The organism is Streptomyces sp. NBC_00887 (assembly GCF_045207585.1).
In genome coordinates this window covers 6447191-6467335 of sequence record NZ_CP108788.1, presented here as the reverse complement: position 1 = coordinate 6467335, position 20145 = coordinate 6447191, and the positions used below count along the sequence as shown (strand labels likewise).

18 protein-coding genes and 1 pseudogene are annotated in these 20145 nt (G+C 70.6%); 7 read left to right on the top strand and 12 right to left on the bottom strand.

Features of this window, described 5'->3' with window-relative positions:
• Positions 1-71 precede the first annotated feature (71 nt).
• Positions 72-761 (top strand): HAD family hydrolase, encoded by a 690-nt coding sequence (locus OG844_RS29575; RefSeq protein ID WP_406396304.1) that lies wholly within the window; start codon positions 72-74, stop codon positions 759-761.
• A 155-nt stretch (positions 762-916) separates the two neighbouring features.
• Positions 917-2122, top strand: coding sequence for a hypothetical protein (locus tag OG844_RS29570; RefSeq protein WP_406394370.1), 1206 nt, complete (start codon positions 917-919; stop codon positions 2120-2122).
• 47 nt (positions 2123-2169) lie between these two features.
• Here the strand turns inward: OG844_RS29570 and OG844_RS29565 are convergent, their stop codons facing one another.
• On the bottom strand, positions 2170-3654 hold the full coding sequence (locus tag OG844_RS29565; RefSeq protein ID WP_406394369.1) for a peptidoglycan D,D-transpeptidase FtsI family protein: 1485 nt from the start codon (positions 3652-3654) through the stop codon (positions 2170-2172).
• 143 nt (positions 3655-3797) lie between these two features.
• Positions 3798-4643: an LLM class F420-dependent oxidoreductase gene (locus OG844_RS29560; RefSeq protein WP_406394367.1), complete on the bottom strand. Its 846-nt coding sequence runs from the start codon at positions 4641-4643 to the stop codon at positions 3798-3800.
• 367 nt (positions 4644-5010) lie between these two features.
• Between OG844_RS29560 and OG844_RS29555 the strand changes: the two genes are divergently transcribed.
• The gene (locus tag OG844_RS29555) at positions 5011-5742 is read left to right on the top strand and encodes a siderophore-interacting protein (RefSeq protein ID WP_406396302.1); all 732 of its coding nucleotides are present in this window, start codon (positions 5011-5013) and stop codon (positions 5740-5742) included.
• A 73-nt stretch (positions 5743-5815) separates the two neighbouring features.
• On the opposite strand, the pseudogene OG844_RS29550 reads toward OG844_RS29555, so the two are convergent.
• The 3 genes and pseudogenes from OG844_RS29550 to OG844_RS29540 all read right to left on the bottom strand — a co-directional run bounded on the left by OG844_RS29550 (position 5816) and on the right by OG844_RS29540 (position 10136).
• A pseudogene (locus OG844_RS29550) lies at positions 5816-6633 on the bottom strand (M23 family metallopeptidase).
• Positions 6634-6795: 162 nt separating this feature from the next.
• A complete protein-coding gene (locus tag OG844_RS29545) occupies positions 6796-8718 on the bottom strand; it encodes an AMP-dependent synthetase/ligase (protein ID WP_406394366.1) in 1923 nt (640 codons plus the stop codon).
• 140 nt (positions 8719-8858) lie between these two features.
• Positions 8859-10136 (bottom strand): acetyl-CoA C-acetyltransferase, encoded by a 1278-nt coding sequence (locus tag OG844_RS29540; protein ID WP_406394365.1) that lies wholly within the window; start codon positions 10134-10136, stop codon positions 8859-8861.
• Positions 10137-10211: 75 nt separating this feature from the next.
• Between OG844_RS29540 and OG844_RS29535 the strand changes: the two genes are divergently transcribed.
• Both OG844_RS29535 and OG844_RS29530 read left to right on the top strand, forming a co-directional pair.
• Entirely contained in the window at positions 10212-11531 is a 1320-nt protein-coding gene (locus OG844_RS29535; protein ID WP_406394364.1) for a 3-oxoacyl-ACP reductase, read from the top strand.
• A 4-nt stretch (positions 11532-11535) separates the two neighbouring features.
• Positions 11536-12381: a MaoC family dehydratase gene (locus OG844_RS29530; RefSeq protein WP_406394362.1), complete on the top strand. Its 846-nt coding sequence runs from the start codon at positions 11536-11538 to the stop codon at positions 12379-12381.
• Here the strand turns inward: OG844_RS29530 and OG844_RS29525 are convergent.
• On the bottom strand, positions 12378-12992 hold the full coding sequence (locus OG844_RS29525; protein ID WP_406396301.1) for a TetR/AcrR family transcriptional regulator: 615 nt from the start codon (positions 12990-12992) through the stop codon (positions 12378-12380). The two genes, OG844_RS29530 and OG844_RS29525, sit on opposite strands and share 4 nt — an antisense overlap.
• Before the next feature lie 237 nt (positions 12993-13229).
• On the opposite strand from OG844_RS29525, the gene OG844_RS29520 reads away from it, so the two are divergent.
• Positions 13230-14432 (top strand): alpha/beta hydrolase family protein, encoded by a 1203-nt coding sequence (locus OG844_RS29520; protein ID WP_406394360.1) that lies wholly within the window; start codon positions 13230-13232, stop codon positions 14430-14432.
• Between the two features lie 125 nt (positions 14433-14557).
• Here OG844_RS29520 and OG844_RS29515 read toward each other — a convergent pair whose 3' ends face one another.
• From OG844_RS29515 to OG844_RS29495, 5 genes are all read right to left on the bottom strand, one after another.
• Positions 14558-15922, bottom strand: a complete 1365-nt coding sequence (locus OG844_RS29515) for a dicarboxylate/amino acid:cation symporter (RefSeq protein ID WP_406394358.1) — start codon at positions 15920-15922, stop codon at positions 14558-14560.
• 435 nt (positions 15923-16357) lie between these two features.
• Entirely contained in the window at positions 16358-16654 is a 297-nt protein-coding gene (locus OG844_RS29510) for a DUF4229 domain-containing protein (protein WP_351168508.1), read from the bottom strand.
• Positions 16655-16747: 93 nt separating this feature from the next.
• The gene (locus OG844_RS29505; RefSeq protein ID WP_406394356.1) at positions 16748-17326 is read right to left on the bottom strand and encodes a GNAT family N-acetyltransferase; all 579 of its coding nucleotides are present in this window, start codon (positions 17324-17326) and stop codon (positions 16748-16750) included.
• A gap of 146 nt (positions 17327-17472) precedes the next feature.
• Positions 17473-18636: an aminofutalosine synthase MqnE gene (gene mqnE, locus OG844_RS29500; protein ID WP_351168512.1), complete on the bottom strand. Its 1164-nt coding sequence runs from the start codon at positions 18634-18636 to the stop codon at positions 17473-17475.
• Positions 18637-18688: 52 nt separating this feature from the next.
• Positions 18689-19144: an Lrp/AsnC family transcriptional regulator gene (locus OG844_RS29495; RefSeq protein ID WP_329209980.1), complete on the bottom strand. Its 456-nt coding sequence runs from the start codon at positions 19142-19144 to the stop codon at positions 18689-18691.
• Between the two features lie 121 nt (positions 19145-19265).
• Between OG844_RS29495 and OG844_RS29490 the strand changes: the two genes are divergently transcribed.
• Complete coding sequence (locus OG844_RS29490; protein ID WP_406396411.1) at positions 19266-19412, top strand: hypothetical protein; 147 nt, start codon at positions 19266-19268, stop codon at positions 19410-19412.
• A gap of 4 nt (positions 19413-19416) precedes the next feature.
• Here OG844_RS29490 and OG844_RS29485 read toward each other — a convergent pair whose 3' ends face one another.
• Positions 19417-20097: a UbiX family flavin prenyltransferase gene (locus OG844_RS29485; RefSeq protein WP_406396299.1), complete on the bottom strand. Its 681-nt coding sequence runs from the start codon at positions 20095-20097 to the stop codon at positions 19417-19419.
• Positions 20098-20145 lie beyond the last annotated feature (48 nt).

Genomic DNA, 20145 nt, shown 5'->3' with positions numbered 1-20145 from the left:
GCAGCAACCGTCCGACCCCTCCTGGCGCCTTGGCCGTTATGTCGTACTTGCCCCGTAGGCTCGGTCCGGTGATGGAAACGATCGTCTTCGACATCGGCGAAACCCTCGTCCGCGACGACCGCCACTGGGCCTCCTGGGCCAACTGGCTCGGCGTCCCGACGCACACCGTCAGCGCACTCGTCGGCGCCGCGGTGGTGCAGGGCCGCGACAGCTCGGACGCGCTGCGCATCCTGCGCCCCGACATGGACGTCACCGAGGCCTACCACGCCCGCGCGGCAGCCGGCCGCGGCGAGCACCTGGACGAGTCGGACCTCTACCCCGACGTCCGCCCGGCCCTGGCGGAACTGCGCGCGCTCGGCCTGCGGATCGTGATCGCCGGCAACCAGACCGTCCGGGCAGGAGAACTGCTGCGGGCCCTGGACCTTCCCGCGGACGTGGTCGTCACGTCGGAGGAATGGGGTGCGGCCAAACCGGACCGGGAGTTCTTCGAGCGCGTACTGGAGGTCTCTGGGGCAGCCCCCCACGCCACCCTGTACGTCGGCGACCACCCGGCCAACGACCTGTTCCCGGCCAAGGTGTCGGGCCTGCGGGCGGCGCACATCCGCCGGGGCGCGTACGGGCACTGGTGGGCGGACCACCCCGACGTGACGGAGACGGCCGACTGGTGCATCAACGCGCTGACGGACCTGCCGGCACTCGTGAACGCGGCACCGTCCGGGGCGGCGCCCCGCATCGGAACCGGCCTCCGCTCGGTCCCGTGAGCGGTGCCGAAGCGGCGGCCCTCCAACGTGCCGAGGACGCGGGACAGCCCACGGTCCAAGCGCTCGCCGACCGTGATCACCACGTGATCACCACCCCGTAACCTCCAACCCGCCAGAAGTATTGACGGGGTGTGCGATCAAGGCGGGGGCCGTACATGACATACCGGCGCGCAGCGATACCGGCACTGGTCGGAGGGCTGCTGCTCACAGCCCTTCTGTGGTGGGCGGGGGCGAGCGTGAACGCCTTGCACCTGGCGGGTACCACCGAGGTGCTCGGCGGCCGGGCGGCCGCCGAGCTCGAGTACTGGCTCACCCCCTGGTCGTACGACGCTCCGGCTTCGCTCCGGTACAACGCCGAGGCGACCGGTGGGACCGGGGACGCGGCCGTCACCGACGGCAGCCGCTATCTCTCGCTGTACGCGACCTCCATGCAGATACGGTTCGGCGCCCTCTTCGCCGTCTTCGTGCCCGGGGCGCTTCTCCTCGTCCGCAGGCTGCCCCCGGTGCGCGGCCGGACGACGGCCGCGTTGCTCGCGGTATGGGCCTGGGGCCTGGTGGCCGGAATGCTGGCGGCGACCGTCTCCGCACCGTGGTCGATCGCCTCGCGGGGGCACGGCAGTTACCGCTTCCTGCCCCAGCTGGCTTCCTCGAGCTCGTCCGGGCAGCAGATCACCGTTTTCGCCGCGCTCGTCGCGGCGGCGGCGACCGTGCTCGCGGCACGGATCACCACCAAGGGCGCCGGACCGCTTCCGCTGAGGCAGGGCCCGGCCCGCGCCTCCCGCCTGGCCGCCACCGTCGGCACCGCCGTGGTCGCGCTGTCCCTGCTGGTCCTCTCGTACCAGCCGGTCGCCGCAGCCGTCCAGACGGTCTCCCTGTCCGGTCGGCTGCTCGCCGAACCGGGCGAGTTCCTTCGCACGTGGCTGCTGCTCGGCGGCTGGGCGGGCCCGGCGGGCGCCCCGCTCGGCGACTGGTTCCTGTACCGCGTCGCGGACGCGCTGCTGCTCGCCGTGGTGTGGTGGGCGCTTCGGAAGCTTCCGGTACTGCTCGCCGCGGCCACCGTTCCGGCGATGGCGGTCGGCGCGGTCTGCGCGACCGTGATCGGGCTGCTGGCGAGACAACTGCTGCAGATGGCGCTGACCGGTGCGGACTCCGGCATGCGCTGGGGGCTGGTGCAGTTGTCCGGCGGCCTCGGCGGCGGCGTCCCGGCCGCCCTGACCTGGGGGCTGGTGGCCGGCCTCCTGACCGCCCTGACACTGCGGCTGGCGGGCGGCGGCGCCGAGGCCGACGACGGCTCGGCCCCCACCGCCCTGCCGGACCCGCCCACCACGGCCCCCGCACTGCCGGACCGGTCCGCCGGATGACGTCGGCCCCCGCCCGGCCACGCGCCGGGCGGGGGCCGAGGTCCGGCCTACTTCCCCAGGACCGCTTTCATCACGTCACGTGCGATCGGGCCGCCCAGGCCGCCGCCCGAGATGTCCTCGCGGGAGATGTCCATCGCCGTCGGGTCGATGAAGACAGCGACCGCCACCGACTGACCGTCGGGCTTCTTGCCGTACGAGACGAACCAGCCGTACGGCACCTCCTTGGTCACATCGTCACCACGCTGCGCCGTACCGGTCTTGCCGCCCACCGTCACACCGTCGATCAGCGCGCGCTTCGCGCTGCCCTCACGGGCGGTGAACTCCATCATTTCCTGGACCTTCTTCGCCGTGTCCCCGGAGACCGCCTGGCTCTTGAGCTTCGGCTCGTGCTTCTCCAGCGTGGACAGGTCCGGGCCGCGCAGTTCCTCGACGATGTACGGCTGCATCAGCTTGCCGTCGTTGGCGAGGGCGGCGGTCACCATGGCCATCTGCATCGGCGTACTGGTCAGGCTGCCCTGGCCCATGCCGGTCAGGGCCGTACCCGGCTTGTCCAGCTCCCCGGGGTAGAGGCTCTTCGTGGCGAGCATGTCGCCGAAGTCCTCGGAGTACACGTCGGCGTTGAAGCCGAACTTCTCCGCCGTCTCCCGCATCCTGTCGTCGCCCAGCTCGGAAGCCGCGTCGAGGAAGACGTTGTTGCAGGAGAACTGCATGGCTGTCTTGAACGAGGCCTTGTTGCAGGTCCGGTCGCCCGCCTCGCTGCTGATCGTGTTCGAGGAGAGCGGCAGCTTGTACGGAGAGACCGCGTCGGTCGCCGCGTCGACGTCGGTGACGACGCCGTGCTCCAGGGCGGCGGCCGCCGTGAGAATCTTGAACGTGGAGCCGGGCGGGAAGGTCTCGCGCAGCGGGCGGTTGGCCAGCGGCTTGCTCTTGGCGTCGACGAGCGACTGGAACTTGTCGCCCTCCTTGAAGGAGTTGCCGGCGAAGACCGAGGGATCGTACGAGGGGGTCGAGACCAGGGCGAGCACCTTGCCCGTCTCCGGGTCGAGGGCGACGACCGCACCCCGCGCGTCGAGGTCGGTGAGGCCCTCGTACGCGGCCTCCTGCGCCTTCGGGTCGATGGTCGTGATCACATCACCGCCGCGCCGCTCCTCGCCCGTGAGGATGTCCTTGGCGTTCGAGAAGGCGAAGCGCTCGTCCTGGCCGCTGAGCACGCTGTCGTACGTCTTCTCCAGCAGGGACATGCCCTGTGCCTGGGAGGCGTAGCCGGTGACCGGGGCGTACATCGCACCGTCCTTGAAGGTGCGCTGGTACTTGAAGTCGGTCCCGGAGACCTCCTTCGAGCCCGTGATCGCCTTGCCGTTCACGATGATGTCGCCGCGCGGTGTCGCGAACTGGGTGATCTTGACCCGGCGGTTGTGCTCGTGGGTGGCGAGCTCCTCGCTCTTGGCGAACTGCAGCCAGTTGGTCCGGATCAGCAGGGCGAGCATCAGCAGCCCGCAGAAGATGGCTATGTGCCGCAACGGCCTGTTCATCGCGCTCCCGCTCCCCGGCAGCCGAGCACACACGCACACGGGCCGCACCATCGATGTCCGTCGGTGAAAGATGCAACTTTAGCGTCGGTGGTTGCATCCGAAGATCGCCACCGGCCGATCCCGACCACCCGGCCGCCCTGCCGTCAGAGATGCACGGCGTACGCGTCCAGTGCCCGCAGAACCTCCGGCTCCCCCGCCGGCGGCAACTGCAGGACGACCTCCTCGACACCCAGGTCCGCGTAGTGCGCCAGCTTCCCCGGGCTGGGCACGACCGCGTACGGCACCACCTGGAGCTGCTTCGGATCGCGGCCGGCCGACTCCCAGGCCGCGCGCAGCTGCGGTACGGACTCCGAGAGGCCGCGCCCGCCGATCGGCAGCCAACCGTCCGCTTCGCCGGCGATCCGCGCGAACAGTGTCGGCCCCGCCGCGCCGCCGATCAGGGTGCGCGGGCCGTTCACCGGGCCACGCGGTTTCCGTACCGGCTTCGGATACGCGTGGCTCGCCCTGACCGAGGCGAACTCACCTTCGTACGCGGTCGGTTCGTCGGCCCACAGGGCGCGCATCAGTGCCATCCGGTCGCGCCCCAGCGCCCGCCGTGTCGACCAGGTGACCCCGTGGTCCGCGGCCTCCTCCACGTTCCAGCCGAAGCCGATGCCGAGCGTGAACCGGCCACCGGAGAGGTGGTCGAGCGTCGCCGCCTGCTTCGCCAGGACGATCGGATCGTGCTGGGCGATCAGGGTGATGCCGGTGCCGAGGGACAGGCGCTCCGTGACCGCCGCCGCCTGGCCCAGGGCGACGAACGGGTCGAGGAGGCGGCCGTACTCGGGCGGGAGCTCGCCACCCGCCGGGTACGGGGTGTCCCTGCTCACGGGGATGTGCGTGTGCTCGGGCAGGTACAGCCCGGCGAACCCGCGCTGCTCCAGCTCCCGCGCGAGCCGTACGGGCGTGATCGTCTCGTCGGTGAGGAAGATCGTTGTCGCGATCCGCATGCGCGGACACCTCCGTCGTCGTCCGGTGACGGCACCAAGGTATGCGGTCGCGTGCCGCCGGGTGCGCGAAGCGGCGCTTCCGATCACGACCCGGGTCGTGCGGCTTCGCGAAGGCCGTTCCCCCTCTTGCGTTGCCCCGGAGTTCACGGCCTCATACGAGAGTTCGAGTACGTCACCCTCGTCACTCACGACACCCCCGGCATCGATGCCGGGGCTGCCGGGAGCCCTGGCGGCGCTCACCAACCCGGTGTTCCTGGGGCGTCAGCCCGCTTTCGCGACCGCCCCCCTCGGTGCGGCACCACTCCCCGGAGCCGATAATTTAGGTTAGCCTAACCTCAATAATTCTAGGGTGAAGAGGGGCACGGTCGTGGGTCATGGCTGGGAGGGCGTCGTCCTCAAGCTTTTCCGGGGGCGTGACTTCACGTTCACCGTCACCGGGGCCGAACAGGTCACCGAGAACTTCCGGCGGGTGCATCTGACCGACGGCGGACTGCTCGAAGCGACGGGCGGCGCGCACCCGACGATGTGGGTCAGGATCTGGTTCGAGCACGACGGCAAACCCCACCAGCGCGCCTACACCCTCGTCGACCCCGACCGGGAGGCCGGAACGTTCAGCCTGGAGTTCGCCCTCCACGACGGGGCCGCGAGCACCTGGGCCCGGACCGTCCGGCCGGGCGACACGGTCGACGCCACCCTTCAGGGCACCGGCTTCACCCTGCCCGAACCGCGGCCCGCCCGACTCTTCGTGATCGGCGACGCCGCCTCGCTGCCCGCGGTCAACTCCCTGCTGGACGCGGTCCCGGAGGCACCGGCGACGATCTGGTTCGAGACGGCGCACGCCGCCGACGAGAAGCTCCCCCTGCGCCTGGACCCGGCCCGCCACACCCTGCACACGGTCCCGCGGCGCGACGCGGGCACGCACCTGGTCACCGAGGTGAAGGCCGCCCTGCCGGACCTGCTCGGCGACGACGCCTCGGACGCCTACCTCTGGATCGCCTGCGACACGGCGACGACCCGGGCCCTGTCCTCGTACGCCCGCAAGGAACTCGGCCTCGCCAAGGACCGGGTGAACGCACTGGGCTACTGGCGCGCCGCCTGAGGCGCGGTCGCGGGCGGGTGCCTCGGCCCGCCGGGCCGGCGCAGGAACCGCCGGGCCGGCACGTACGGGCCGGTCAGCAGTTCGGGATCACCGTGCCGTTGTTGTCGCGGGCCTCGTCGTTGCCCCAGCGGGAGAGGTAGTACGCGGACACGTACGCCCCTCGCCCGTTCTTGCCGGCGTAGACCGTGTCCAGGTCGGTCCTCAGCCACCAGTGGTTGTAGCTGCTGCCGAGCCGACCTGGGCACCCCACACCTTGCAGTACACGTAGTTGGTGCCGGCGTTGAGCACGCCCTGGGCGTCGGCGGTGTTGGCCGCCGCGTAGCCCGTCGCGTTGGCGAAGGTGTCGGCCCAGTACTTCGCGGTGCCGCCGCCACAACCGTTGTCGCTGGTCAGGTACTTGCTGTAGTACGAACCGGGGTACGGGGCCAGTGACTGGCCGTTGATCACGATGGTCTGGCCGACGCCGTTGTACAGCTGCTCGTAGTGGATGTGGGCGCCCGAGCTGTTGCCGGTGGATCCGGTCACGCCGATCTGCCGGCCCTGGGAGACCTGGGCGCCGTTGGCCACGGAGTACGAGGCCAGGTGGAAGTAGTAGGTCTTCCAGCCGCCCCCGTGATCGATGGCGATGTAGTTGCCCGCACCGCTCGGCTGCGAGTAGCGGTGGGCGGTGCCGCCCGATGAGGCGAGGACGGGGGAGCCCGCCGTGGATCCGCCGTCGGTCCGCACGAAGTCGAGGGCCTGTCTGACCTCGGCCGAGTGGTGGCTGTAGGTCCACTGCTGACCGCAGGGGTAGGGGGCCTAGAATTTCGGTGCGGCTGCCGCCGGGGTCGCGGTGAGCAGGCCCGCGACGAGGGCGATCAGGCCCAGCAGCACGATGCGTATCGAGCGCATTCTTCCTCCGAGTCGAGTCCGGGGTCCGGGGAGGTACGGGGTACAGGCATCAATCCGTGTTGAACGGACGTAAGAGTGCCGGAGTTTCGCCTGCACCAGTAGACCCAGGAGGAAAGGGGGGCGACCCCAACCGGGGCCGCCCCTCCACGCGTTGACGGACATCTACCTGCGGTACAGGTCCTCGATCTCCGCGTCGAAATCACGTGTGATCGCGTCCCGCTTCAGCTTCAGGGACGGGGTGAGGTGGCCGCTCTCCTCGGTGAAGTCCTTTGGCAGGACCGTGAACTTGCGAATCGACTCGGCGCGCGAGACCAGCCGGTTGGCCTCGTCGACCGCGCGCTGCAGCGCCGCGCGCAGTTCCGCGTCGTTGACGAGTTCACGAATCGGCACGTCGACCTTCTTCCGCATCCGGCGCCAGTGCGCGAGCCCGTCCGGCTCCAGGGTGATCAGAGCGGTGACGAACGGACGGTTGTCGCCGACCACCAGACACTGGCCGACCAGCGGATGGGCCCGCAGCCAGTCCTCCAGCGGGGCCGGGATGACGTTCTTGCCGCCGGACGTGATGATGATGTCCTTCTTACGGCCGGTGATCGTGAGGTAGCCGTCCTCGTCCAGTGCGCCGAGGTCGCCGGTCGGGAACCAGTTGCCCTCCTCCGGATACGGGACCGCCTCGCCGCGCTCGGTGTCCCAGTAGCCCTGGAAGACTTGGCCGCCGCTGAGGAGTACCTCCCCGTCGTCCGCGATCCGTACGGCGGTGCCGGGCAGCGGCCAGCCCACCGTGCCCAGGCGGGGCTTGAGGGGCGGGGTGACGGTGGCGGCCGCTGTGGTCTCGGTGAGTCCGTAGCCCTCGAAGATCTCGATGCCCGCGCCCGCGTAGAACGCGGCGAGCCTGTGCCCCAACGGGGAGCCGCCGCAGATCGCGTACCGGACATGGCCGCCGAGCGCGGCGCGGATGCGGCGGTAGACCAGCGGGTCGTACAGGGCCCTGGCGAGGCGCAGGCCCGGTCCCGGGCCGGGACCCGTGCCGTGTTCGGCGGCCTCGACCGCCTCACCGTAGCGCTGGGCGATGCGGGCCGCACGGTCGAAGGACGAGGCACGGCCCATCTTCTCGGCGGTGGCCCGGCCGGTGTTGAAGACCTTCTCCAGGACGTACGGGATCGCCAGCAGGAACGAGGGCTTGAAGCCCGCCAGGTCCGCCAGCAGGTCCTCGGTCCGGATGGAGGGCGCGTGGCCGAGCCGGACCCGGGCGCGCAGGCAGCCGACCGCGACCATGCGGCCGAAGACATGGGAGAGGGGCAGGAAGAGAAGGGTGGAGGCGGGGTACTTGGAGACGGACTTGAAGACCGGGTGCAGCAGCTCGATCGCGTTGTCGACCTCGGCGAAGAAGTTGCCGTGGGTCAGGACGCAGCCCTTGGGCAGGCCCGTGGTGCCCGACGTGTAGACGAGGGTGGCGGGGCTGTCCGGCCCCAGGGTCGAACGCCGGGCGGCGACCTCCGCGTCGGGGATCTGCTTGCCCAGCGACTTCAGGCGGCCGATGGCACCGGTGTCGAACTGCCAGAGGTGGGCGAGATCACCGAGCTGCTGCCGCTCCTGGCTGACCAGCCGGCCCTGTTCCTTCGTCTCCACGGCGCAGGCCACGGCGCCGGAGTCCTGGAGTATCCAGCGGGTCTGGAAGGCGGACGAGGTGGGATAGACGGGCACGGTGACCAGCCCGGCCGCCCAGGCCGCGAAGTCGAGCAGCGTCCATTCGTAGGTCGTACGGGCCATGATCGCGACCCGGTCACCGGCCTTGAGGCCTTCGGCGATGAGGCCCTTGGCGACCGCCTGCACCTCCGCGGCGAACTCCGCGGCCGTCACGTCCTGCCAGGTGCTGTCGGACTGCTTTCGGCTGATCACAGCCTCGGACGGTGCCTCGCGGGCGTTGTCGAAGGGAATGTCCGCGAGCGATCCGCGCCGTACGGTCGGCGCGAACAGGGGTACGGAGACCTCCCGTACCGTGCCGTCGGCGGCTCTGACCTTCGTGGGCTCGACCAGGACGGGCTCGGTGGGGGCCGCGGGTGCGGCGGCAGCGGCTGACGTGGACACGAGCGGCTCCTCGGCGTGGGGGTCGGCACCGGGCTCGTCCGTGGGTCCGGTGCCGGTGCGGGCTGTTGGGTGCGCGGGGTCGTGCGGTGGCAGGTGCGGGGCGCGGCGGGCTGGCCGGCGCCCGGTCCCGTCCGGCGGGGTCAGGGGCGTTCCAGAACGGCGGTGACCCCCTGGCCGCCCGCGGCGCAGACCGAGATCAGGCCCCGGCCCGGAGCGTCCCGTTCCGCGAGCAGTCCGGCCAGGGTCGCGACGATCCTCGCGCCGGTCGCGGCGAACGGATGCCCCGTGGCCAGGGACGATCCCGCCACGTTGAGCTTGTCGCGGTCGATCGCCGCCAGCCCTTGCTTCTCCCAGGAAGCGAGCGTGGCAAGGACCTGGGAGGCGAAGGCCTCGTGGATCTCGAAGAGGTCGAAGTCGTCGAAGGTGAGCCCGGCGCGCTCCAGCATGCGCGGTACGGCGTACGCGGGCGCCATCAGCAGTCCGTCCTCGCCGCTCACGTAGTCGACGGCCGCGGTCTCGTACAGCGACAGGTACGCGAGCGGCTCCAGGCCGTGCGCCTGCGCCCACTCGTCGCTCGCCAGCAGCACGGTGGCCGCACCGTCGGTGAGCGGGGTCGAATTGCCCGCGGTCATCGTCGCGTCGGGGTGACCGGCTCCGAACACCGGTTTCAGCGTGGCGAGTTTCTCGACCGTGGATCCGGGGCGCAGGTTCTGGTCACGGTCCAGACCGCGGTACGGGACGACGAGGTCGTCCAGGAAGCCCCGCTCGTACGCGGCGGCGAGCCGCTGGTGGCTGGTCGCTGCCAGCAGGTCCTGGTCGGCACGGGTGACGCCCCACTTCCGGGCGGTGACCGCGGCATGTTCGCCCATCGAGAGGCCGGTGCGGGGTTCCTCGTTGCGCGGGATGTCCGGGACGAGGTGCCGGGGTCGTGCGCCCGCCAGGGCCTTGATCCGGGCACCCGTCGACTTGGCGCGACGGGCCTCGAGGAGCAGCCTGCGCAGCTGGTCGTTGACGCCGAGGGGCGCATCGCTCGTGGTGTCGGCGCCGCCCGCGATCGCCGAGTCGACGACACCGAGCATGATCTTGTTGGCGGCGGCGATGACGGCCTGCAGGCCCGTTCCGCACGCCTGTTGGATGTCGTACGCCGGGGTCCGCGGGTCGAGGGCGGAGCCCAGGAGGGTCTCGCGGGCCAGGTTGAAGTCCCGGCTGTGCTTGAGGACGGCCCCCGCGACGAACTCGCCGACCTGCTGACCCCGCAGGCCGAACCGCTCGACCAGTCCGTCCAGTGCCGCGGTGAGCATCTCCTGGTTGGAGGCCTGCGCGTACGGGCCGTCGGAGCGTGCGAACGGAATGCGACTGCCGCCGATGACCGCGACCCTGCGCGGCTGCGGAAGTGCCAGGGGAATCAACTCGACCAACTCATCTCGACCAACTCCTGACTCCAGAGTAACCTTACTCTGGAGTAAATCTACGACCGAGCAGGAGTCTGGACAATGGCCGACCACTATCTGCACCTCACCAGCACAGCACCCGGCCGCTTCCTGACCCGCAGGCTCGGCCTGCCGCAGCCCCGGCCGCTGCGGCGCTGGACGCTGGAGAACCCCACGCTCGACGGGCCGTTGCTGCACCTCACAGCGGGTGAATCGGCGATCTCGGACAAGCTGCGCGCGACGCTCGCGAAGATCGGTCCGGAGGCCACCGAGCAGACCGGCCACCCGGCGGGCATCGTCCTGGACGCGACCGGGATCACCACGGCCGGCGGACTCGGAAAGGTGCACGCCGCACTCCATCCCGTCGTGCGCTCGCTCGCCGCGGGAGGCCGTGTCGTCGTCATCGGCACCCCGCCGTCCCCCGACGACCACCACCAGGCAGCCGCCCAGCAGGCACTCGAAGGGTTCGTGCGCTCGCTCGGCAAGGAGATCGGCAAGGGCGCCACCGCACAGCTGCTACGGATCCCGCCGGGTGCCGCCGCGTCGGCGGAATCCACGCTCCGCTTCCTGCTCTCCCCCCGGTCCGCCTACATCAGCGGCCAGGTCATCGAACTCACCGACGCCGCCCCGGACCCGGTCGCCGACTGGGCTGCGCCGCTGTCCGGGCGCACCGCGCTGGTGACCGGCGCGGCGCGCGGCATCGGAGCGTCGGTCGCCTCCGTCCTGGCCAGGGACGGCGCCACGGTGATCTGCCTGGACATCCCGCAGGCCGAGGAGGAACTGAGCCGTACCGCCGCACGGCTCGGCGCCACCGCCCTGCCGCTGGACATCACCGCACCCGACGCCGCCGACCTGATCGCCGCAGCCGCACCCGAGGGCCTCGACGTCCTCGTCCACAACGCGGGCATCACCCGGGACCGCAGGCTCGCCAACATGCCGGCCGAACGCTGGGCGTCGGTGATCGAGGTCAACCTGGACAGCGTCCTGCGCACCACCGACGCCCTCCTCGAGGCGGGCGCCGTCAACCGCGGCGGCAGGATCGTCGCCACCGCGTCCATCGCCGGGATCGCCGGGAACAACGGCCAGACCAACTACGCGGCCAGCAAGGCGGGCATCATCGGCCTCGTCCGCTCCCTGGCCCCGCACGCCGCCGCCGACCACGGTGTCACCGTCAACGCGGTCGCCCCCGGCTTCATCGAGACGAAGATGACCGCCGCCGTGCCGCTCTTCATCCGGGAGGCCGGCCGCCGGATGAACTCCCTTTCCCAGGGCGGACTTCCGGTCGATGTCGCCGAGACGACCGCCTGGTTCGCCCAGCCCGCGTCGAGCGCCGTCAACGGCCAGATCGTGCGGGTATGCGGCCAGAGCCTGCTGGGGGCCTGAGACCGTGTCCAGCCTGAGCATGTCCCTCCTGCGCGGGGCCGTCACCTCCCCGTTCAAGCGGGCGGGACGGTCCGACGCCGCGCTCCCCGCCGGCCGGGCTTCGCTTCCCCCGGCCCGCAGCGCACCCGGGCCCCTCGCCTCGTACAGCAGGGTCTGCGGGTTCACCGAGCCAGGAGTACTGCCCCTCACCTACCCGCACGTCCTCGGCTTCCCCCTGGCCATGCGCGTCATGACAGGCCGGGCCTTCCCCCTGCCGGTCCTGGGGCTCGTCCACACCTGGATCGACATCACCCGGCACCGCGTCCTGCACCCGGAGGACCGGCTCGAACTCACCGCGTACGCGGCCGGTCTGACGGACCATCGTCGCGGCACCGAAGTCACGATGGTGACGGAGGCGCGACTGGCGGGCGAGCTGGTGTGGGAATCGCGCAGCGGATACCTGTCCCGGCACGCCACCGGCCCCACCACCGCACCGGCCGCCCGGACGGCGGCCGTCCCCGAGGACCTTCCCGCCGTGGCCGAGTGGCAGCTGCCCGGCGACCTCGGCCGAAGGTACGGTGCCGCGTCGGGTGACCGGAACCCCATTCACCTGCACCCGCTGACGGCACGGCTGTTCGGCTTCCCCCGTCACATCGCGCACGGCATGTGGACCGTCGCCCGGTGCCTCGCCGAGGTCGAAACCGGCATGGGCGCCGGCGAACCGGGCCGGATCCGCTCCGTACGGGCCGACTTCAGAGCCCCCCTGCCACTGCCGGCCACCGTCACGTACGCGGCTGCCGGCGCCGCCTTCGAGGTACGCGGTGCACGCCGCGTCCACCTCACCGGCAGCGTGACCCTGGACGGCAGTTAGCGGGCCTGCCACCCGCGGCCGTGCATGAGGTTCTCCAGGCCCGCCCAGGAGAAGTTCATCAGGGTGCCCGCCGCCTCCTTGGCCGAGACACCCGGAGTCTCGTTCGCCCACCCCGCGAGCGCCTCCGCCGCCCCCACGAGCGCCATCGCGAGCCCGGCCACATCGCGGTCGGGGAGCGCGGGATCATGGTGCGCCTCGCGCGCCGCCGCCCCGATCAGACCCGTCACGAACGCAACGATCTCCTCCCGCAGCACCGCGACCTCGCTGACGAACGGCTCCCCCTGCGACCGCGCCTGCTGGTGCAGGACCGCCCAGCCGTCCGGGTTGTCCGCGGTGTGCGTGAAGAACGCCCGCAGCCCCGCCCACAGCTGGCGATCCGCCGGCAGCCCCGGCTCCACCGCCGCCTGCACCGCTTCGACCAGCGCCTTTGCCTCGCGGCGGATACACGCGGTGAAGAGTTCTTCCTTGGAATTCAGATACAGATAGACCAACGGCTTGGACACACCGGCCAGCTCCGCGATCTCGTCCATCGAAGCGGCCCGGTACCCGCGCTGCCCGAAGGTCTGCACCGCGGCATCCATCATCTGCTTCTCACGGACCGCGCGCGGCATCCGTTTGCTCTTCACTGCACTCACGTCAGCCTTCCCTCCCGCCCCCACTGCGCTACTCCTCGGTAAGAGTACGGCGCGGGTCCCGCCCCCGTCGTACGGAAGGAGCGCGACCCGGCCACGATGACCGGTAGTCGCCCACCGGCCCCGCCGGGGGCGGCCCCGTACGCCTCTGGTCCCCCACGGGATCACACCTGGGGCCGATGCTGTCGCCCGCTTCCACCGCCTAGCGTCCCTGCCATGACGCTCAGACTGCCCGGACGAACAACCGTCGTCGCCCTCACCGCCCTGGTGATGCTGGCCGCACCCGCCGTCACCACCCACGCCTTATCCGGCCCCGCGCCCACCTCTGCCACATCCGCCGCCAGGCTCGAACTGCCCCGCCCGACCGGCCCGTACGCCGTCGGCGCCGACGTTCTCCACCTCACCGACCACGACCGCACCGACCCCTGGGTGCCCGACGCCGGGAACCGCGAACTGATGGTGTCGGTCCACTATCCCGCCCGGTCCGGCGGCGGAAGCGGCCCCGCCCCCTACATGGGCACCGAAGAGGCCCGGCTGTTGCTGGCGCAACGGGGACTGGACGGCATCGTCCCGGCCGCGGTCGTCAGCTCCACCTCCACCCACGCCCGTACCGACGCCCGGGCCGCCCGGGGCCGGTTCCCGCTGGTTCTGGTCTCCCCCGGCTTCGGTACCCCCCGCGCCACGCTGACCTCCCTCGCGGAGGACCTCGCGAGCCGCGGCTACGTCGTGGCGAGCGTCGATCACGCCTACGAGTCCACCGGAACGGCTTTCCCCGGCGGCCGGATGCTCACGTGCGCGGCGTGTGACGCCGTCGAGGCGGCGCCGGACGAGGCGGCCGAGCGGGACGTGCTGAAGACCGTCTCCACCGGACGGGCCGACGACCTCACCTTCGTACTCGACCGGCTGACCGGTCCCCGCCCCGCCTGGGAGAAGTCCCGGATGATCGACCGACGCCGGGTCACCGCCGCGGGCCACTCCATCGGCGGGAGCGCGGCGGCCTCCACGATGCTCGCCGACTCCCGCGTCGACGCGGGGATCAACATGGACGGCACCTTCTTCGAGCCCATTCCCCGCTCGGGCATCGGCGACCGCCCGTTCCTGATGCTCGGCACCGACGCGGGCCACCGCCCCGGAGGCGGGGACGACTCCTGGGACGAGGGCTGGCAGCACCTGGACGGCTGGAAGCGGTGGCTGACCGTCAAGGACTCCGGCCACTTCACGTTCACGGACATCCCGGAACTCGGCGAACAGCTCGGCCTGCCGGTCGACCCCGCGGCCACGCTCTCCGGCGACCGCTCGACACGGATCACCCGGGACTACGTGGCGGCCTTCCTCGACCTGCACCTACGGGGCCGGGAACAGCCACTCCTCGACGGCCCGACGCCGGACAACCCCGAGGTCGTCCTCCAGCACCGCTGACCGCCCGGCGGACACAGGAGCGCCCCCGGCCTCGTAAGGCCGGGGGCGTCTCCAACCGGAGCCGACCGAACGTGCCCTGCACCCCGACCGGGGTGCAGGGCACGTTCGTTACGGGCCTGGTGGCGTCACGCGGGGACGGGCACGCCCGACGGCTTCGCGGTCTCGACCTCGGCCTCGGCCTCGATCTCGTCGACCGGGGAGGCCGACGCCGAGTTGTACTTGTCGTGGTCGAGGATGTTCTCGCGGGCCGAGACGATCACCGGGACCAGCGCCTGTCCTGCCACGTTCGTGGCGGTGCGGATCATGTCCAGGATCGGGTCGATGGCGAGCAGCAGGCCCACGCCCTCCAGCGGGAGGCCCAGCGTCGACAGGGTCAGCGTCAGCATGACCGTGGCGCCGGTGAGGCCGGCGGTGGCGGCCGAGCCGATCACCGAGACGAACGCGATCAGGACGTAGTCACCGATGCCCAGCTGGACGTCGAAGATCTGCGCGATGAAGATCGCCGCCAGCGCCGGGTAGATCGCGGCGCAGCCGTCCATCTTCGTCGTGGCGCCGAACGGGACGGCGAAGCTGGCGTACTCCTTCGGGACACCGAGGCGCTCGGTGACCCTCTGCGTGACCGGCATCGTGCCGACGGAGGAGCGGGAGACGAAGGCCAGCTGGATCGCGGGCCAGGCGCCCTTGAAGAACTGCAGCGGGCTGACCTTGGCGACCGTGGCGAGGAGCAGCGGGTAGACGCCGAACATCACCAGGGCGCAGCCGATGTAGACGTCGGCGGTGAACGTGGCGTACTTGCCGATCAGGTCCCAGCCGTAGTCGGCGATCGCGTAGCCGATGAGGCCGACGGTGCCGATCGGGGCGAGGCGGATGACCCACCACAGGGCCTTCTGGAGGAGCTCCAGGATCGACTCGCTGAGGGAGAGGATGGGCTTTGCCTTGTCGCCGAGCTGGAGCGCGGCGATACCGGCGACGGCGGCCATGAAGACGATCTGCAGCACGTTCAGCTCGGTGAACGGCGTGATGACGTCCGTCGGGATGATGCCGGTCAGGAAGTCGATCCAGGAGCCGGCGTGCTCCGGCTTGGCGCCGTCCTTCGGGGTGAGGCCGGTGCCGGAGCCCGGGTTGGTGACCAGCCCGATCGCGAGGCCGATGGCGACCGCGACGAGCGAGGTGATCATGAACCAGAGCAGCGTGCGGGTCGCCAGCCTCGCGGCGTTGTTGACCTTGCGCAGGTTGGTGATCGACACCAGGATCGCGAAGAAGACGAGGGGCGCGACGGCCAGCTTCAGCAGCTGGACGAAGATGCTGCCGACCTGGTCGAGCGTGGTGTAGAGCCAGCTGATGTCCTGGCTGCGGGCGAGCCAGCCGAGCAGGACACCCAGGACCAGACCGGCGACGATCTGGACCCAGAACGGGACCTTGGGTATGCGGAAACCGGAGCCGGTGGGCTTACCGGCGTCGGTCGCGGGGGACGCGGAATTCGCGGACACGGACACACTCCAGATGTGCGCGTCGGGACGTACGGGGACGGACGTACCTACGTGCGGTCGAACGGGGACGGGGGTGCGGCGCCCGCGTCAGGGGCGGCGCCGCTGCATGATGCCGGTTCAGACGTTGCGGCAACAGACCGCGGACATACAGCGGCAGAGATCGACATGCAGGCGCGCCACGAGCGGAGGGCTCATGGTGTGAAAGGGGCGCACTGCTGCGGTCATGTCGAACACGTTAACACTTGTACTTTGAGAACCTCAAAGGTCTGCTTTGACGAAGGAACGCGGCACGGCCACCGCCGGCGCTCGGCCGGCGGGCTCGAATGCGTCGTGTACGGCCCGAGAACGCCGAAACCCCGGCACTGGAGCGAGTGCTCCGGTCCGGGGGGCTTCGTGCGTACGGGGCCGCGGGGTGTGAGGAACCTTACGCGGCGCCTACTGGGTGACGCCGTCCTCGCGCGTACGGTTCGCCTCGAGTTTGGCCTTGGTCCGGTCGACCGTGGAGATGAGCTGGGCGGACATCTCGTCGCGCTGCTTGCGCAGGAGGACGAAGCTGAGGGGTGCGGAGAGGAGCAGGCCGAGCAGGATGACCCAGACCAGGTTGGATCCGCCGAGGCCTGCGGGCAGCACGCCGAAGTGGACGGCCACGCCGGAGACGAAGAAGCAGCCCACGAAAATCAGCAGGCGCATCGCGGTGTAGCGGATCGTTGCGCTCGGCTTGGCAGCGGACACGGCTGGCCTTCTCTCTACGTCCGACGTTCGTGCGGTCGCGCGGTCTGCGGTTCCACGGTTCTGCCCGACCAGTGAAGCATGCCCCGAATTCGATCAGTTCGCAGGGCTCCCCGTTTCCGCGAGCCGTCCCACGGAGGGGCTGTCCTGCCGGAGGAGCGGGAGCAGCATGATGATGTCGTCGCGGTAGTCGTTCTCGGACACCCTGATCGCGTTCGGGACGCGGCCCACCTCCTGGTATCCGCAGGAGGCGTAGAAGCGGTCGGCCCCGGTGCCGCCGCGGCAGGTGAGCCGGATGGCGTCGATGCCGTCGATGGCGCGGGCGGCGTCGGCCGAGGCGGCCATCAGTTCGCGTCCGAAGCCCCTGCCCTGGTGGCGGGGGTGGACCATCACCGTGTAGAGCCCGATCCAGTGCCGCATCAGCCGGTGGGAGTTGCGCGTGAGGAAGGCGGTGGCGGCCACGGCGCCGTCCTCGTCCCGCCCGACGACCAGGTGGGTGCCGCCCTCGGCCATCCCCGCGAGGTGCCTGACCAGCTCGGGCCGGACCTCCTCGGCGGTGACGGGTGGCACGAAGCCGACGGCTCCGCCCGCGTTGGTGACGTCGACCCAGAGTGCGGTGATGCCGTCCCGCAGCGCCCGGTCGAATGGGGGATCCACCTCAAATGTAAGTGTCATAGCTGCAGATTAGCCATTACATTCCTGCCCCTCAACCGGTGTCCACCACGCGAGAAGACCCATGCGGCAGCTATGCGGAAGCCCCGGCCGGGGACGGCTGGCCGGGGCTTTCGCGCAACGGGAAGAGGGTCGGAGAGCGGACCGTCTCAGACGCGCATCGGCTGCGGCGACTCGCGGCGGCCCGCGTCCGGACCCGGGTACTCGCGCAGGATCTCGTACCGGGTGTTGCGCTCCACCGGCCGGAAGCCGGCGTCCCGGATCAGGTCCAGGAGGTCCTCACGACCGAGCTTGCTCGGCGTGCCGTAGTCGTCCGCGTCGTGCGTGATCTTGTACTCGACGACCGAGCCGTCCATGTCGTCCGCGCCGTGCTGGAGCGCGAGCTGCGCGGTCTGCACCCCGTGCATCACCCAGAACACCTTGACGTGGGGAACGTTGTCGAACAGCAGCCGCGAGACCGCGAAGGTCTTCAGCGCCTCCGCGCCGGTCGCCATCGACGTCCGCGCCTGGAGCGTGTTGCGGACCTTGCCGTCCTTCATGTCCACGAAGTCGTGCTGGTAGCGCAGCGGGATGAAGACCTGGAAGCCGCCGGTCTCGTCCTGCATCTCCCGCAGCCGCAGCACGTGGTCGACGCGGTGACGGGGCTCCTCGATGTGCCCGTACAGCATCGTCGCCGGGGTCTTGAGCCCCTTCTCGTGCGCGAGACGGTGAATGCGCGACCAGTCCTCCCAGTGGGTGTTGTGGTCGACGATGTGCTGGCGGACCTCCCAGTCGAAGATCTCCGCGCCACCGCCGGTCAGCGACTCCAGGCCGGCCTCGATGAGCTCGTCGAGGATCTCGGACGCCGAGAGCCCCGAGATCGTCTCGAAGTGGTGGATCTCCGTCGCCGTGAACGCCTTGAGCCCCACGTTCGGCAGGGCTTCCTTGAGCGCGCTGAGCGAACGGGGGTAGTAGCGCCACGGCAGGGTGGGGTGCAGCCCGTTGACGATGTGCAGCTCGGTGAGGTTCTCGTTCTCCATCGCCTTGGCGAGGCGGACGGCCTCCTCGATGCGCATCGTGTACGCGTCCTTCTCGCCCGGCTTGCGCTGGAACGAGCAGTACGCGCAGGACGCGGTGCACACGTTGGTCATGTTGAGGTGGCGGTTGACGTTGAAGTGGACGACGTCGCCGTTCTTCCTCGTACGGACCTCGTGGGCCAGCCCGCCGAGCCAGGCCAGGTCGTCGGACTCGTAGAGCGCGATCCCGTCCTCGCGGGTCAGCCGCTCACCGGCCCGGACCTTCTCCTCCAGCTCGCGCTTGAGTCCCGCGTCCACCAGTGCCCCTCCCATATCTCTACGTAACAGACTCCGGCAGCCAACCGTACGCCTATGCCTCGTCGGGCAGTTCCCCGACCCGGTTCTCCCACTTGGTGGAGAGCACGATCGTGGTACGGGTCCGGGAGACCCCCTTCGTGCCACTGAGCCGGCGGATCGTCTTCTCGAGGCCGTCCACGTCACCGACCCGGACCTTGAGCATGTACGAGTCGTCGCCCGCGATGAACCAGCAGTCCTCGATCTCGGCGAGGTCCTTCAGCCGGTGCGCCACGTCCTCGTGGTCGGCGGCGTCGGAGAGCGAGATGCCGATGAGCGCGGTGACCCCGAGTCCCAGCGACGCGGAGGCGACCGTCGCGCGGTAGCCGGTGATGACACCGGCGGTTTCCAGCCGGTTGATCCGGTCGGTGACGCTGGGCCCGGAGAGCCCCACGAGCCGCCCCAGCTCGGCATACGAGGCCCTGCCGTTCTCTCTGAGGGCCTGGATGAGCTGCCTGTCCACCGCGTCCATATGACTGAAACCTTCCATTGTTCAGCAGTACCGCGAGTTTAAGTGTAGAATCTAAGGCATGCAGGGCCCAGGTCCTGCAAATCTTTCAGAACATCCAAGAAATGCTTTCGAATCTTCAGGAGTGAACTTCACCGTGTACACGATCGAGATGGCCTACGCCCGGATGCGCGAGCTGCAGGACCTGGCCAACCGCTCGCGTGCCCACCAGCCCGCCGCCGCGCACCGCGTCGACAAGACCCGCGCCCCGCGCAAGCCCAAGAAGCGCTGACCGGCTAGGGCCTTTCACGGGAGCCCCCACCGAGCTCTCCTTCCCACCGGCGGTACAGCTGGTGCGGCACACCTGCCGCGTCCAGCACCCGCCCCGCGACGAAGTCCACCAGATCCTGGATGTGTGTCGCACCCGCGTAGAACGCCGGAGAGGCGGGCAGCACCACTGCGCCCGCCTCGTCGAGCGCGACCATCTGCTTCAGCGTCTGCCCGCTCAACGGGGTCTCGCGTACCGCGACGACCAGCCTCCGCCGCTCCTTGAGCGTGACGCTCGCGGCCCGCTGCAGCAGGTCCTTCGACAGTCCGAGTGCCACCCCGGCCACGCAGGCCGTCGACGCCGGCACGATGAGCATCCCCTTCGCCGGGTAGGACCCCGAGGACGGCCCGGCCGCCAGATCGCCGGCCGCCCAGTGCCGTACGCGACCGACATCCGCCCCGCTCACCCCGAAGGTGTGCGGCTTCCCGTCGGCCCCCCGAGCCAGCCAGTCGCCCAGGTCCTCCCGCCAGTGCGCGTCGCGGAAGGCGATCCCCGTCTCGTCCAGGAGGGTGAGGCGCGAGGCGCGGCTCACCACCAGGTCGACGCTCTCCCCCGCGGCCAGCAGCCCCCGCAGGACCGAGGCGGCGAACGGCGTCCCTGATGCGCCGGACACCCCGACAATCCAAGGCCTGCGCTGCTGCTGACTCACTGAAGTCCCGGAATCCACACGACCGAGCCTATCCGGCACCCCCGGTCA

Excerpts from the sequence above, each read along its gene's own strand:
- OG844_RS29575 (WP_406396304.1), top strand. The coding sequence starts at position 72 with ATGGAAACGATCGTCTTCGACATCGGCGAAACCCTCGTCCGCGACGAC.
- OG844_RS29570 (WP_406394370.1), top strand. The coding sequence starts at position 917 with ATGACATACCGGCGCGCAGCGATACCGGCACTGGTCGGAGGGCTGCTG.
- OG844_RS29565 (WP_406394369.1), bottom strand. The coding sequence starts at position 3,654 with ATGAACAGGCCGTTGCGGCACATAGCCATCTTCTGCGGGCTGCTGATG.
- OG844_RS29560 (WP_406394367.1), bottom strand. The coding sequence starts at position 4,643 with ATGCGGATCGCGACAACGATCTTCCTCACCGACGAGACGATCACGCCC.
- OG844_RS29535 (WP_406394364.1), top strand. The coding sequence starts at position 10,212 with ATGGCCGACCACTATCTGCACCTCACCAGCACAGCACCCGGCCGCTTC.
- OG844_RS29525 (WP_406396301.1), bottom strand. The coding sequence starts at position 12,992 with ATGCCGCGCGCGGTCCGTGAGAAGCAGATGATGGATGCCGCGGTGCAG.
- OG844_RS29520 (WP_406394360.1), top strand. The coding sequence starts at position 13,230 with ATGACGCTCAGACTGCCCGGACGAACAACCGTCGTCGCCCTCACCGCC.
- OG844_RS29505 (WP_406394356.1), bottom strand. The coding sequence starts at position 17,326 with ATGACACTTACATTTGAGGTGGATCCCCCATTCGACCGGGCGCTGCGG.
- OG844_RS29495 (WP_329209980.1), bottom strand. The coding sequence starts at position 19,144 with ATGGACGCGGTGGACAGGCAGCTCATCCAGGCCCTCAGAGAGAACGGC.